This window comes from Rhodopila sp. (genome assembly GCF_035548095.1).
In the GTDB taxonomy this organism is placed as follows: Bacteria; Pseudomonadota; Alphaproteobacteria; order Acetobacterales; family Acetobacteraceae; genus Rhodopila.
On the sequence record NZ_DASZUV010000029.1, the window covers coordinates 63,693 to 78,027 of the forward strand.

10 protein-coding genes are annotated in these 14,335 nt (G+C 64.8%); 5 read left to right on the plus strand and 5 right to left on the minus strand.

What is annotated here, in order from left to right; translation table 11 throughout:
* Positions 1-5: 5 nt before the first annotated feature.
* Entirely contained in the window at positions 6-2,468 is a 2,463-nt protein-coding gene (locus VHC04_RS20920; RefSeq protein WP_325684680.1) for a hypothetical protein, read from the minus strand.
* Between the two features lie 226 nt (positions 2,469-2,694).
* Between VHC04_RS20920 and VHC04_RS20925 the strand changes: the two genes are divergently transcribed.
* From VHC04_RS20925 to VHC04_RS20945, 5 genes are read left to right on the plus strand one after another with little or no spacing between them, the layout of a single operon-like run.
* Entirely contained in the window at positions 2,695-5,322 is a 2,628-nt protein-coding gene (locus VHC04_RS20925) for a patatin-like phospholipase family protein (RefSeq protein WP_325684681.1), read from the plus strand.
* Complete coding sequence (locus tag VHC04_RS20930) at positions 5,307-6,644, plus strand: NADH:flavin oxidoreductase (RefSeq protein ID WP_325684682.1); 1,338 nt, start codon at positions 5,307-5,309, stop codon at positions 6,642-6,644. Before VHC04_RS20925 ends, VHC04_RS20930 begins: the two co-directional genes overlap by 16 nt.
* A 13-nt stretch (positions 6,645-6,657) precedes the next feature.
* A complete protein-coding gene (locus VHC04_RS20935; RefSeq protein WP_325684683.1) occupies positions 6,658-8,133 on the plus strand; it encodes a hypothetical protein in 1,476 nt (491 codons plus the stop codon).
* A 15-nt stretch (positions 8,134-8,148) separates the two neighbouring features.
* Entirely contained in the window at positions 8,149-8,574 is a 426-nt protein-coding gene (locus VHC04_RS20940) for a hypothetical protein (protein ID WP_325684684.1), read from the plus strand.
* The gene (locus VHC04_RS20945; protein ID WP_325684685.1) at positions 8,574-9,986 is read left to right on the plus strand and encodes a c-type cytochrome; all 1,413 of its coding nucleotides are present in this window, start codon (positions 8,574-8,576) and stop codon (positions 9,984-9,986) included. Before VHC04_RS20940 ends, VHC04_RS20945 begins: the two co-directional genes overlap by 1 nt.
* A gap of 13 nt (positions 9,987-9,999) precedes the next feature.
* Here the strand turns inward: VHC04_RS20945 and VHC04_RS20950 are convergent, their stop codons facing one another.
* From VHC04_RS20950 to VHC04_RS20965, 4 genes are all read right to left on the minus strand, one after another.
* Positions 10,000-10,812 (minus strand): SDR family NAD(P)-dependent oxidoreductase, encoded by an 813-nt coding sequence (locus VHC04_RS20950; protein ID WP_325684686.1) that lies wholly within the window; start codon positions 10,810-10,812, stop codon positions 10,000-10,002.
* A 21-nt stretch (positions 10,813-10,833) separates the two neighbouring features.
* The gene (locus VHC04_RS20955) at positions 10,834-12,078 is read right to left on the minus strand and encodes an ABC transporter substrate-binding protein (protein ID WP_325684687.1); all 1,245 of its coding nucleotides are present in this window, start codon (positions 12,076-12,078) and stop codon (positions 10,834-10,836) included.
* Between the two features lie 85 nt (positions 12,079-12,163).
* Positions 12,164-13,222 carry an NAD(P)-dependent oxidoreductase gene (locus tag VHC04_RS20960; RefSeq protein WP_325684688.1) on the minus strand — a complete coding sequence of 353 codons (1,059 nt, stop codon included), beginning with the start codon at positions 13,220-13,222 and terminating at the stop codon, positions 12,164-12,166.
* A 136-nt stretch (positions 13,223-13,358) separates the two neighbouring features.
* The gene (locus VHC04_RS20965; RefSeq protein WP_325684689.1) at positions 13,359-14,327 is read right to left on the minus strand and encodes a peptidyl-alpha-hydroxyglycine alpha-amidating lyase family protein; all 969 of its coding nucleotides are present in this window, start codon (positions 14,325-14,327) and stop codon (positions 13,359-13,361) included.
* Positions 14,328-14,335 lie beyond the last annotated feature (8 nt).

Genomic DNA, 14,335 nt, shown 5'->3' on the forward strand with positions numbered 1-14,335 from the left:
TGGCGTCAGAATGTCTTGAGGTATTCGATCAGGTCGCGTTTCTGCGAGTCGGTCAGCGCCGGCTCCTCGGTGAACTGGTCGGTACCGAAATAATGCCCGCGGTTCTGCACGTAGTCCGGGCAGGTGCTCATGCTGTACAGCTCCCGGCCCAGCGGGGTGAAGATCTCGGCCGCCTGGGTGTCGGTGGCATCCGCCGGCATTGCCGCCATGTCGTGCCGCAGCCGCAGGCCCAGGCGCAGCAGCTTCCACGCCTGGCCGATATCGGCGGCCAGGCTGTCCTGTTCCGGCAGGAAATCGAAATTGGCGATCAGCCCGACCGGCGTTCCTTTCGGAATCGGTCCTATCTTCAGGTCGCCCTCCGGCGTCACCGCATTGGGCAGGAACCAGTTGATCGGCTGCCGCAATGTCTTCACCACGCCCGGCAGGAAGCCGGCGGGGACGATGACCCAGCTTCGGGCGGTCGTGCGGTCGATCAGACCGACGCCCTTGGCGCCGAGCACCGGATCGAGGGGTCGTTTTTCCGGCCAGAGCAACTGCTCGATGCTGGCCTGGAAGACATGCATCCTGGCGCTGACCGAGGGTTCCGGATCGAACGGGCCCAGCGTGTTATTGAGCAGGAAGGGGGCGGTGGACCACAGGCTGACCAGCGAGGGCGGGCGCGTATAGCCACGCCCGCCGGCCGGCATGGAGAAGCTCTTTTCCTCACCGGTGAACGGATCGCGCACCTTGATATCCCCCACCGAGGGCAGATCCTTGTAGCTCTGGGACGAGAAATTGTCCCAGATGTTGCCAGCCAGCGCATTCCGCGCGAGCGGGCTGCAGGCATTGGTCTGCAGCAATGTGACGGGCACCCGGAACTCGCTGGACAGGTAGTTGTCCTGCAGGAAGTCCGGCGCCTTCACGATCGCCAGCATCTTCTGCTTGAAATCGTCGGTCTTGGTCCAGGCCCAGTATGTGTTCCAGCACTGGAGGTAGCTCGGACCGTTGCAGGTTTCGGTGCCCGGGCCCTCCATACCCGCTACCGGGTGTGGCAGCTTGCCGGAATGGCATCGCGCACAGCGTTCCGCGAACACCGTCTTGCCGCGCTCCAGCGTGGCCTCGTCCTTGGTCAGATACAGGTCCCGGGTTGGCGGCGGCAGGTCGGCCAGGCGGTCCGGGCGCCCGGCGGCGACCAGAAAGGCCGCCATGGAGGGCGTCTGTTGCTCCGTCGCCTGCCAATAGGCGGAATTGCGTTCCGCGTCGGCGATGCGGATGGGGGTGATGCGCTTGCCGCCGGCAAAGGCGTTGAAATGCAGCAGCCACTCCTCACTGAACAGGCCGATGTTCAGATAGACCCGGTTCAGCGCCCCCAGGGCGCCGACCGAATCGGAACCATCCTTCAGAACCCGCGGTGTGTAGACATAGGGCTTGTCGTACAGCGTGGTGAGCGGACCGGATGAAACGAAATCATTGAATTGCTTGTTGTCGAGCTGCCCGCCGGTGAGCAGCTCCCGCCCGAACGGCTTTGCCTGCATCACCCGCGGCCCCAGTTGATAGATCGCATTCATCGTCCGGGGATTCAGGATGGCGTCGGTTGAAACCAACGAAGTGTCCAGGGCGCCCGGCCGGTAGGTGTGCAGTAGCTGGAAAATGTAGTTTGCCTTGTCGGCGCTCCAGACGAAGACCCGGTCGAACCAGAAATACTGCGCGCCGACCGTCGAGTTCAGCTCCGACCATTGCGGATTTTCTGGATCGGCCGGCGGGTGGATCGGGCTGGGGCCGACATGGCAGAAGCCGCACGACATCCCGACGCGGTACGGGCGCACGAGGTCTTTCTGCTGATAGTAGCTGGGATCGTTGTAATAGCGGACGGGGTCCCATCGCTTGCGGGCGGCTTCGTCGAAATCGGGGTTGGGGAACAGGCGCAGGCCGACGATCCCGGTCGGCTCCCCGTAATACGAGCCGACCGGCAGGCCCTCGCTGCCGCGCGCGCCCAGCTTGACGCCCGGGTATTTCTGCGCGTTGGCGAAGGGATCGGCGGGGCAGTCCGCCTTGCGCTTGTCGAGCCACAGGCCGAACCTGTCCGGATCCGGTCCGCTGGGTTTCTCGAAGCAGGGTTCGTTGACCAGCCCCAGATAATGCCAGCGATTGTCGCGATTCGCCGGCAGGCCGGGAGCCGAGGAGATCGTCTTCAGCAGGTCGAACGTGCCGAACGAGCTTTTGATCAACACGTCCCAGAACCGGTCGTTTCCACCGGTCCAGACGTTCCACATGTTCCGGCCCTTGATCTCCTCCGGCGTGAGCGGTGTCCCGTTGTCCATATCCTTGAAGTAGTCTTCGTCGGCGGCGGGGAATGAGCTGGCCGGGCGATGCGCCAGCATCGCCTCGTCCTGTACCGTGCCGGGCTGCGGACCACGGCCGGCCAGGAAATACCAAGCCGCCGCGCCGACTATAAGGACGCCGATGGCGATCGGAATGAAACGTTTCATGGACCCTGCCGCTCTGTGGATAAAGGGTACGCCGGTCGATCTGGTACCCAAAACCGAGCCTGCGATATCGTAATGTGTTGCGTCGGAGGATGTAAAGTCGCGTGATGTTTCAACCCGAAATTCGTGTTGTCGGCCTGGTTTCTCGTTGCAAGCGCATAAGGGAATCTGTCATAACCGTAACATGATGGGGAGGTCATCGTCCGGGATTCCGCCTGAGCCCAGGCCCGTGTCTACGGTTGCCGGTGCGTTGTGGCAAGAATTCGATACAATCCACGGCGGCAGCCGGTCGTCGGCGGACTTCGACGGTCCGGACGCATCGTTGCGCGCCTATTACAGCGCGGCGGCACGGCAGGACCAGGCAGCCTTGTGCCTGTCCGGCGGCGGCATTCGCAGCGCGGCGTTTTCACTGGGCGTGATCCAGGACCTGGCGCGGCGCGGCCTGCTGCGCGAGTTTCATTACCTCTCCACCGTGTCGGGCGGCGGCTATATTGGCGGCTGGCTGACCGCGCTGTTGCGGAATCGCGACGGCGACCTTGCTCGGGTGGAGCAGGAGCTGGGTGCTGCCGCGGCACCGGCGGAGCTGAAGGCGTTACGGCATTTTACCAACTTCCTCAGCCCGCGGCCCGGACTGAGCTCGCCGGATACCTGGGCGGCGATCCTGTTATGGGTACGTAACGCCCTGGTGAACTGGATGGTCTTTCTGCCGGCGCTGTTCGGCATGGCCCTGCTGCCGGTGCTGTACCGGGACCTGCTGCTGACGATCGGGGCGGGGTGCGGCTGGCTGGGGCTGGCGATCGGCCTGATCTGCCTGTTCATCGGGATCTACAACGGTGCCAGGCACATGCCCAGCCACGCCCTGCCATCAACCTTGCAGCCGCAGCGCCGCGCGCCGTTCGTGCCGACCTGGGTGGTGGCTCCGCTGCTGGCCTGGTCGGTGCTGGCGCCGCTGGCGGCGGCGCCGTGGATGCGCCTGTTGATGCCGTCTGGCGCGGTGCCGGGCGACATCCTGCCGCCGCTGATGTTCATTGCGATGGTGCTGGCCTACCTGGTCGCCGCGCTCACCCAGGCGCCGGAGCATCGGCGGATGTTCTGGCGCAATCTCGGCTGGTGGACCCTGGCATCGCTGGTCGCGTCGGTGATGCTGTGGATCGGGTTGAGCCTGGCGATCGGCATGCCGATGATCATCATCGCGATCGTCGGGCCGCTGGTCGTGACCGTCGCCCATCTGCTGCAGTCGCTGGTCTATGTCGCGCTGCGCAGTGAGGCGTTTCGTGGTGAGCTCGACCGCGAGTGGCTGGCGCGCCTGAACGCCGAGAAGGTCGTTCCGGCCTTGCTGTGGGCGGTATTCGCCGCGGTGTGCCTGTGGCTGCCGCGGCTGATCCTGGACGACCTGGCCGGTGTCCGGTCCTTCGTGGTCAGCGCGTTCGGACTGCTGACCGGACCGGTCGCCGCCTTGATCGGCAAGTTCTCGGGCGACATGTCCGGTAAACAGGGGGCCGGGCAAAGCTTCCTCAGCAAATGGGCCAATGTGCTGCTGGCGGTCGTGGCCGGCATTTTCGCCGCGACCCTGTTCATGCTGCTGGGCCGGCTGGCGGAACGCCTGGCCGGGGGCAGCGCGGGTACGGCCGTCGTGCTGGTCGTGATCGTCACCGTGCTGTCCTGGGCGCTCGGACGGCATGTGAACGTCAACCGGTTCTCCCTGCACGCGGTGTATCGGAACCGGATCGTCAGGGCATTTCTGGGGACGGCGCGGTCACGACGCCGGCCGGACGATTTCACCGGTATCGATCCGGCCGACAATCCGCGCATGACCGACATGGCACCCCAAGGCCCGGCGCCGCGCCGACTGTTCCACGTGATCAACCTCACCCTGAACCTGACGGCCGATACCGACACGGCCTGGGCGGAACGGAAGGGCGAAAGTTTCACGATCACCCCTTGTGCCAGCGGTGCCGCGAACCTGCACCGGCAGGAGGATGCGGCGGCCGGCCTGCCAGCGCGCGGCGCCTATGTCACCACCGCGCGCTATGCGGGCGCCGAGAGGGAGACGGGTCCGCAGGACAGCCATCGCGGCATCACCCTCGGCACCGCCATCGCGCTGTCCGGCGCGGCGGCGAGCCCCAGCATGGGATATCACTCCTCCTCGGCCGCGGCTTTCCTGATGACGCTGTTCAACGTCCGGCTGGGTGCGTGGCTGCCGAATCCCGCGATCGCGACGACATCGCAACTGCAGCAGGCAAAGCCGCCCAACGCGCTGCTGACCCTGGCACGGGAGCTGATGGGGAAGGCCGATGATCGCGGCGATTCCGTCTATCTGAGCGACGGCGGGCATTTCGAAAATCTGGGCATTTATGAAATGGTCCGCCGCCGTTGCCGCCGCATTCTGGTGGTGGATGCCGGTGCCGACGGCGCCGCGAGCTTTGAAGACCTGGGCAATGCCGTCCGCAAGGTGCGGATCGACTTCGACGTCGATATCCAGTTCGACCCGGCGGTGGTGCCGATCGGATCCCGCGACGCGCCGCTGACGCCGTTCCGCTGTTTTGCCTATGGCCTTGTCCACTATCCGGAAGGCGGCCCGCCCGGTGAGCTGATCTATGTAAAGCCGGCGGACCTGCCGGCCGTGGCGATGGATGTCCGATCGTATCGGAACCTGAACCTGGCATTTCCGCACCAGTCCACGCTCGATGAGTTTTTCGGGGAAAGCCAGTTCGAAAGCTACCGCCAGCTTGGCCTGGACGAGATGTCGCAGCTGGCGCCGATGGGCGGCGATCTGAAGTATTTCTTCGACAACGCACGCCGCCTGGCACCACCCTCCCGCGAGGTTCCGAGGAAACGCCGATGGCCAACGACATAATCTTTCAGCCGCTGAACCTCGGCAAGGTGACGATCAAGAACCGCATTCTGCGATCCAGCCTGTCGGGACGCTGGGACAATGAGGACGGGTCCGGCACCCAGACCCGGATCAATTGGGAAACGAAGTTCGCCCGGGGCGGCATCGGCGGCATCATCTCCTCCTTCGTGCCGGTGACGATGCACGGCCGTATCCTGCCCAACTACGCCACCATCCATACCGACGACCACATTCCGTTCTGGCGCGAGCTGGGTGCGGCGGTGCACCGCTATGACTGCAAGTTCATCATGCAGCTCAGCCATTCCGGGCGGCAGCAGGATATGCCCGGCCTGTCGAACCAGAACCGTATCGCCCTGAGCTCCACCAGCCGGCGCGAATCGCTGCACGGCTTTCCGTGCCAGGCGATGACCACGGCACAGGTCAAGGACACCATCGCCGCTTTTGCCGAAGGCGCCCGCCGCGCTCGGGAGGCGGGGCTGGACGGCGTGGAACTGCACGGGGCGAACGGCTACCTGATCACGCAGTTCCTCAGTTCCGGCATCAACGATCGCAAGGACGAGTATGGCGGCAGCCTGGAAAACCGCGCGCGTTTCCTGCTGGACATCATCGATGCGATCAGGGCGAAGGTCGGGCGGGATTTCCAGCTGCAGGTGAAGATCAGCGCGATCGACTACAACAACGTGGTGCCCTGGGAAGGCCGCGGCAATACGCTGAAGGAGACGATCCAGATCTGCAAATGGGTGGAGGAGCATGGCGCCGACGCGCTTCACGTGTCGATGGGCAGCCTGTTCCCGCACCCATTGAACCCGCCCGGCGGCTTCGCCTTCGACACGATCACCCGCAACTATGACGCCATGCTGTCCAGCGGGACCCGTACCCTTCGCAACTATTTCCTGTTCCGCTACCGCCTGTTGCGGCCGATCTTCTATCTGGTGTGGTTTCGCCAGAAATGGGGCAAGCCGATCGAGGGCGTCGGCGCCGAATCGGCCAAGGCCATCAAGCAGGCCGTGTCCATCCCGGTGATCAGCACCGGCGGCTGGCAGACCGGCAGCCTGATCGCGCGCCATATCCACGCCGGCGACTTCGATGCCGTGTCGATGGCGCGCGGCCTGCTGGCCAATCACGACCTGATGGACTTCTGGCGCCAGGGCAAGGATGTGCCGGACCGGCCATGCACCCATTGCAACAAATGCCTGTTGAACGCCCCGAAGCATCCGCTGGGCTGCTACGAGCTCAGCCGCTTTCCCGATTTCCAGGCCATGGTTGACGAGATCACGTCCGTCTATCGCGAGACGCCACCGCCGTTGATGGCAGCCGCCCAATGAAGAGAGCCGCCCGATGAGCAACTCACCTGATGAGCTGACCGCCGTCGACAGGGTGGAACGCGCCTCCAGCCGCAAGGGTTTCATCGCGCTGGGCGTGATCGCTGTCCTGGCGGTGATCGTCGTATCGTTCTTCCTGCAGGTGTCGCGGATCAACAGGCCGGTCGACTATGCCAACGACAGCGACTATTTCAAATACGGCTCGATCGGCAGCGATGTGCAGGGGGTGCCGTACTGGGTGTTCCGAGCGATGCCGGATATCTGCCCGGCCGATCTGCCGGGCGGCTTCGCCAGCCTGGGCGTCATCCAGGAGCCAGGGATGCCGACGCCGATCGGCTTTTCCATGCGCCGCGTCGGCCCCGTGGATATCGTCGGCCCCAATTGCGGCCTGTGCCACACGGCGACGGTGCGGGCGGCGGTCGGCTCGCAGCCCATGATCTACACCATGGCGCCGGCGCATCAGCTGAACCTGATGGGGTATTTCAAGTTCCTGTTCGCCTGCGGGCGCAGCCCGAACTTCACCGCCGGCAACATTCTGAATGCGATCAGCAAATACACCTCGCTCAGCCTGATCGACCGGCTGACCTACCGCTTCCTGGTGGTGCCGCAGCTTCGCACCGCGCTGATCGAGAAGGGCCGGAAATTCGACTCCATCACCGCCAACCGGCCCGAGTGGGGGCCCGGCCGGGTCGACACGTTCAACCCCTACAAGGTGCTGGTGTTCAACCTGGACATGAAGAACGATACCTCGATCGGCACCGCGCGCTTCATGTCGGTCTGGAATCAAGCGGTACAGGAAGGCATCTGGCACCATTGGGATGGCAACAACGACTCCCTGGATGAGCGCAATTTCAGCGCCGCGATCGGCGCGGGCGTCACCCTGAACCCGCCCAGCTTCGACGACAAGGGACTGGAACGGATCAAGCAATGGCTGATGTATCAGCAGGCGCCGGCCTATCCGTTCCCGATCGACCTGGCGCTGGCGGCACGGGGCAAGCCGATCTACGGGAAGGAATGTGCGTCGTGCCACGATCCGTCCGGTGAGCATTTCGGCACGGTGACGCCGATCGCGCGGCTGGGCACCGATCCCGAACGCATGCTGGCCTTTGATAAGGCGATGGCGGCACGGATGAACACGATCGGCGCGGGCTACCCCTGGGGTTTCCACCGCTTCCGATCGACCAACGGCTACGCCAACCACGCGCTGGAAGGGATCTGGCTTCGCGCGCCTTATTTGCACAACGGATCGGTGCCGACGCTGGACGCCCTGTTGAGGCCGGTCTCACAGCGGCCGGAGACGTTCTATGCGGGCAACGATGTCTACGACCAGAAGCATGTCGGGTTCGTCAGCGACCAGCCGACCGGCAACGGACGGACGTTCCAGCTGTTCGACACGCACCAGAAGGGCAATTCCAATGCCGGCCATGTCTATGGAGCAACCTTGTCGGATGACGACCGTCAGGCCCTGCTCGAATACCTGAAGACGCTGTAAGAGGAGACAGGGGTCATGTGGACCGGATGCTGCACCAACCTGCGCCTCTTTACCGTCGTGGTCTGGCTGGGCGTGCTCGCGAACTGGAGCTTCGCCGTCTGGGCGATCTTCCTCAATACCGATAGCCTGCTGAGGACCTTCAATCTGGGCGCGGTCGACTCGACCGTCTGGATCTACAATTATTCGGTACTGCTTGCGATCCTCAGCTGCTTCTATATTCCCGCGGCGCATGACCCGTATCGCTATCGCGCCAACGCCTGGCTGCTGATCGTTGCGCGCCTGATCCCGGCCGGCACGTTCTTCATCGGCGTGGCCATGGGATACATGCCCGCCGGCTTTGCCCGCCTGGGCATCGGCGATGCGACATTCGGAATCATCGAGCTGTTCCTGCTGGTGCGGCTGCTGCACGACGCCGAGAACGTCGTTCCCGCGCCGGTCTGATGCCCTGGCGCACGAAACGCGGCCGAATCTGCCTGGCACTCCTGCTGCTGGCCGTGGTGGTAGGCGGTGTGGGCTGGTACAAGCTGCTCCGCCAGGTCAAGGGTGCCTATCCCTCCATCGTGGAATACTACAAATACGGCTCTGTCGGGGTCGAGGCCGCCAGCGGGCTGCCCTATCAGGTGTGGGCGGTGCTGCCCGAGGTCTTTGCGGACAAGATCGATCCGGCGGGCTATGCCAGCTTCGGCTTCCTGTGGGAGAAGGGCCATGCCACGCCGATCGGCCTGCCCGTCGAAGTCGTCGGTTTCCAACGGATCGGACTGAACTGTGGCCTGTGCCATATCGGCAGCGTGCGGACCGCGCCGGACGCGCCGCGCGTGCTGCTGATCGGGGCACCGAACAGCACGCTGGATCTGCAACGCTATTTCCGTTTCCTGTTTGCCGCCGCCCAGGATCCGCGCTTCACGGCCGATACCCTGATCCCGGCGATCGCTCGGCGCTTCGATATCTCCATGCTGGACAAGATGCTGCTGCGCTACGTGATCATTCCGCAGACGCGCAACGGATTGCTGGAGCAGAAGCAACAGCTCTGGTGGATGGACACCGTCCCCGACTGGGGTACGGGCCGGGTTGACCCGTTCAATCCGGCCAAGGTGCAGTTGGCGCATCTGCCATGGGACGGTTCCATCGGTGCCGCCCGCATGGTGCCGCTGTGGAACTGGCAAGCCCGTCAGAATTTCGGCCTGCATCGCGACGGGCTGAATACGTCCTTGACGGAGATTTTCCTCAATTCCGGTATCGGCAACGGGGCGACCAACAAGACCATCGACCTGCCGGGGCTGCGCCGCCTGCAGGATTGGGTCGGGGACCTGAAGCCGCCGCCTTATCCTTTCCCCATCGACCACACCCTCGCCAGGCGTGGGCAGGCTGTCTACCAGGCCGAATGTGCCTCCTGCCACGCTTTCGGCGGCGACAAGACCGGCCAGCCCATTCCCATCGCGCAGCTTGGTACCGACCGGCACCGTCTGGATTCCTGGACGACGCAGGCGCGCGATGCGTTCAACGGCCTGAATGATTACGACTGGCACTATTCCCATTTCCGCAAGACGGATGGCTATGTGGCGCAGGCTCTGGATGGGCTATGGGCCAGGGCGCCCTATCTGCACAATGGATCGGTACCCAGCCTGGCCGACCTGCTGCGGCCGCCGGCCGAGCGGCCGGTGACATTCTGGGTGGGGTATGATGTTTATGACGGGGAACATGTCGGTTTCATCAGCAACGGACCGGATGCCCAAGCAAATGGTCACGAATTCGATACAACCCTGCTCGGCAACGCGAACACCGGCCACCTGTACGGCACCGCCTTGCCTGAAGACAGCAAGCGGGCGTTGCTGGAATACCTGAAGACTTTGTAGGCCGTGCCGCGATTCAATTCCCGCGCTCGAATCCCGGGCGTGGCACCAGGCTCATCAGCATGTGCTCGAACCCGCCATCGACGATGATCTCCTGCCCGTTCACGTAGCCGGCGCGATCGCTGGCCAGGAACAAGGCCACCTGCGCCATGTCCTCCGGGGTGGCGACGCGACCCAGCGGAACGGTGCGGGAACGGCGTGCCGCCACATCGGCGTCCTGGTAGAACGCCTCGCTCATGGGTGTGCGCACCATGCCGGGGCTGACCACATTGCTACGGACGCCGTGTGGCCCCCATTCCACCGCCAGCTGGTTCGACAGCATGACAACGCCGGCCTTGCTGACGCTGTAGGCGCCGGAAAAACCCTGTGCGTTGCTGGCGGCAATCGAGGCTGTATGGACGATCGCCCCGCGTCCGCGCTCGATCATCGCCTTGCCGAAGGCCTGTGCGCACAGCAGATAGCCGGTCAGGTTGACCGACAGCAGCAGGTTCCAGTCTTCCAGGCTCACCGTGGCCAAGGGGCCGGGCCGCAGCACGCCGGCGTTGTTGATCAGAATGTCGCACGGCCCGACCGCGCGGGACGCCCGTTCGGCCGCCGCGACGCTGTCCGGGTCGGCGATGTCGCAGGCCAGCGCGAGGGTTTTTGCCCCGGTCGGGCGCAGCGCCTCCTGCGTTGCCTGGCAGGCAGCCAGTTGCTTGTCCAGCAGCACCACCGACGCGCCGCCCCGCGCCATCCCCAGCGCGATGGCCCTGCCGATCCCGCCGCCCGCGCCGGTGACCACGCAGACACGGCCACCCAGGCCCAGCCAGGACTCGTCGTTCTGAGGCATCCGAAACTATCTCCCGTCGCGTCAGGTACGGATCATCGGGCACTTGCCCTCGCTGATCGGCCGGTAGGCCTGGTCGGTCGGGATGGTGCTGACCACCCGCGCGACATCCCAGGTTTCCTTCGATTCACTCGGCTTCTTGGCCTGCAGCAGATAGACGGGATGGATCACCCGGCCATCGTCGCGGATCTCACTGACCCCGTAGATCTGGTCCTTGACCGGAATCGCCTTCATCTGCGTGATGGTGGCGCGCCCGCTGGCCTTCGCGGCCGCCGGGCCCATGGCCTTCACCGCCTTCAGGTAATGAGCTGTCGCCGAATATTGCCCCGCCTGTGCGGAATTCGGCATGGTGCTGCCCGGTACCTGGGCGTGGAAGCGCCGGCCGAACGCGCGCGTGCCGTCGTTCATGTCCCAGTAATAGGGTTCCGAGAACCGCACGCCCTGTGCGGCTTGCAGGCCGATGATCGGCAGGGAATTGACCAGCAGGCCCACCCCGACCACCTTGGTTCCGCCCGCAACCAGCCCGAATTCCGCCGCCTGCTTGATGCAGTTGTCCGCGTCGGTGCCGCCATTGGCGAAGGCGATCACCTTCGCGCCGCTTGCCTTGGCTGCCAGCAGGAAAGAGGAGAAGTCGGTGGTGCCCGGAAATGGGTGTCTGATCTCGCCCAGCACCTTGCCACCGGCGGCGGTGACAAAAGCCGCGGAGTCGCGTGCCAGTTGCTGTCCATACGCATAGTCGGCCGTGACGAAGAACCATGTGTCGCCGCCTTCCCGCACCGTCGCATCCACCACGGCATGAGAGTTGCTCCAGGTATCGTATGCCCAGTGCAGATGGTTTGGTCCGCAACGTTCGCCGGTCAGGATCGACGACGCGGCGCCGGTGTAGATCGCCAGCTTGTCCTTGGCCTTGACCATCTCCCCCACCGCGATCGCGGCCGAGGACAGCGGCAGGTCCATCAGCAGGTCGACGCCCTTGTTGTCGAACCAGTCTCCCGCGATGGCCAGCGCCACGTCCGGCTTGAGCTGCATGTCCGCCGACAGCACCTCGACCTTGATCTCGGGGTGCTGCTTGCGGAAATCGTCAACGGCGAACTGTGTCGCCAGCACGGAGCCCGGGCCGGTCTGAGCCGCGTAGGCGCCGGCCATGTCGGTCAGCACGCCGATGCGGATCGTCTGGTCCGCCGCCTTCGATCGGCGCGGCACCGCGACGCTTGCGGCAATGGCGGCCCCGCCGGCAAGCGCCGAGCGGCGGCTGAGTGTGTGAGTCATGGTCGCTTCCCTCTCCGACCGCCTTCCTTGCGGGGCGGTCTTGTTGTCAGGGCGACAGTCTGTCCGGTTCCGCCGCCGCTGGCAATCAGGCGCCCGGCAGCGGGTCGGGCCGGAAGCCGATGATGCGTTCGAAACGATCGGCGTAGGCCGGCCAGATTTCCGGATTGACCAGCCGCGGCGGCACGCGGCCTCGCAGCAGGGCGATCCATTGTTCCGCGGTCGCTTTCGCCATGTCGTAATGGGTTTCCACCGTGCCGCCGGCAATGTGCGGCGTGGCCATCACGGTATCCATGTGCAACAAGGGATGGTCCGGCGGCGGCGGCTCCACATCGAACACGTCGATCCCGGCGCCGGCGATCCGGCCGGCAGTCAGCGCCTCGATCAGCGCGCCTTCGTCATGAATCTTGCCGCGGGCGGTATTGATGAAATAGGCATTCGGTTTCATCCGCGCGAAGGCGGCGGCGTCGAACATGCCCAGCGTTTCGGCATTGCGTGGGCAGTGCACGGTGATGAAGTCGGACTCGCGCAGCAAGGTTGGAAAGTCGACCTTCCGGGCGCCGCGTTCCGCTACCTGGGCCGCGGTCAGATAGGGGTCGCAGGCCAGCACCGTCATGTCGAAAGCGGCGCAGTACCTGGCCGTCAGCCGGCCGATCTGGCCGATGCCGACGATCCCCACCGTCTTGCCCCTGATGTTGTTGCCCGATAGTTGCAGCCGGTCATGCGCCGTGCCTTTCAGCATGGCGCGATGACTGAAGCCCACGCGCTTCGTCAGTCCCAGCATCAGGGCGATGGCGTGCTCCGCCACCGGTTCGCTGTTGGTGCCGGACTGGTTGACGACGATGACACCGGCCGCGTTGCAGGCATCGACATCGATCACGTCATAGCCGGCGCCGGTCGAGGAAATCGCCAGCAGGGTCGGGCAGCGCGCCAGCAGGGCGGCATCGCCGAACCATGGCTCGCGCAATTCCGTTCGTGCACCGATCTGGTAGCCGCAGGACGTGGCCAGCTCCGCCCAGTTATCGGCCGCCGCCGCGTCATAGGACAGGCGGACCAGCTCGATATCGTCCTGCGCGCCAAGAATCTGTTCCGCAACCGGGTCGAACCAGCGCTCGAAGAATGCCAGCCGCTTGCGATTGATGGCCATGATCGATGGTTCCCCTGTTGCGGGAACGGTAGACGCCTTGCAACGCCTGTCAACGGCCCGCGCTGGCGTGAAGCGGGACAGAGGGTGCCACCGCGTTGATGCCGATGCGGACGCAGCCCGCCGCATCGACAGGGTCCTATTGCTTGATGAGCTTCTGCAGGCTTTTCAGATCCGGCGGGACCGGCCTGTCGGGGAACGCGGATGGCCAGGAGCTCCGCACCACCTCCCCCACATAGATGTCGCCGCGCGAATCGACCGCGATGCCGTGCGGCGACATGAACTGCCCAGGCTCCTGCCCGACGCCATCCTGCGTGCGGCCCAGCCGGGCAAGGACATTTCCCCTGTTGTCGAGGATGGAGACGCGGGGCCCGAGATTCGGGTATGCGCGATTGACTTTCAGATACGGGCCGATTTCGCCCACGTAGCACAGCGGACAGGCACCGAAGGTCATGCACAGCCCGCTGGGGCGATGCACATTGGTCCACTGGGTTTCAAATCGCCCGTTGCCGTCGAACACCTGGATGCGGTGACTCTCGCGGTCCGCCACATAGACCCATCCGTCCGGGTCGCAAACGATGTTATGCGGCAGGTTGAATTCGCCCGGGCCGACGCCCGGCTGTCCCCAGGACAGCAGCAGCCTGCCGTCCGGGCTGTATTTGTGCACCCGCGCATTGCCGTAGCCGTCTGACACATAGATGTCACCCTGCGGTGACAAGGCGGTGTGGGTGCACCGGTTGAATGGCGCGCCGCCCATGAACGGTGAGGCGCGTCCCGGCACGCCGATCGTCATCAGCACGCGGCCGTCCGGTGTCAGGCGCCGCACCGTGTGATCGCCGTCATCCGTGCAGTACAGGGTTCCATCGGCGGCAATGTGGATGCCGTGGGCATGGGCAAAGATATCCTCGCCCCAGGAGCGCAGGAAATTGCCCTCGCGGTCCAGCACGATCATCGGATGGGCGCCGCGGTTGAAGACGTAGACATTGTCCGCCGCATCGACGCCGACCGCCGCGACTTCCTGGAACGACCAGCCATCGGGCAGCTTCGCCCAGTCGCGATCGACGCGGTATCGAAAATCACCTTCGCCCAGGATCACATCGGATGGCATGGTCGTTC

Bases quoted from the DNA above. Each gene is read 5' to 3' on its own strand.
- VHC04_RS20920 (WP_325684680.1), bottom strand. From the start codon at position 2,468: ATGAAACGTTTCATTCCGATCGCCATCGGCGTCCTTATAGTCGGCGCG.
- VHC04_RS20965 (WP_325684689.1), bottom strand. From the start codon at position 14,327: ATGCCATCCGATGTGATCCTGGGCGAAGGTGATTTTCGATACCGCGTC.
- VHC04_RS20930 (WP_325684682.1), top strand. From the start codon at position 5,307: ATGGCCAACGACATAATCTTTCAGCCGCTGAACCTCGGCAAGGTGACG.
- VHC04_RS20940 (WP_325684684.1), top strand. From the start codon at position 8,149: ATGTGGACCGGATGCTGCACCAACCTGCGCCTCTTTACCGTCGTGGTC.
- VHC04_RS20955 (WP_325684687.1), bottom strand. From the start codon at position 12,078: ATGACTCACACACTCAGCCGCCGCTCGGCGCTTGCCGGCGGGGCCGCC.
- VHC04_RS20950 (WP_325684686.1), bottom strand. From the start codon at position 10,812: ATGCCTCAGAACGACGAGTCCTGGCTGGGCCTGGGTGGCCGTGTCTGC.
- VHC04_RS20945 (WP_325684685.1), top strand. From the start codon at position 8,574: ATGCCCTGGCGCACGAAACGCGGCCGAATCTGCCTGGCACTCCTGCTG.
- VHC04_RS20960 (WP_325684688.1), bottom strand. From the start codon at position 13,222: ATGGCCATCAATCGCAAGCGGCTGGCATTCTTCGAGCGCTGGTTCGAC.
- VHC04_RS20935 (WP_325684683.1), top strand. From the start codon at position 6,658: ATGAGCAACTCACCTGATGAGCTGACCGCCGTCGACAGGGTGGAACGC.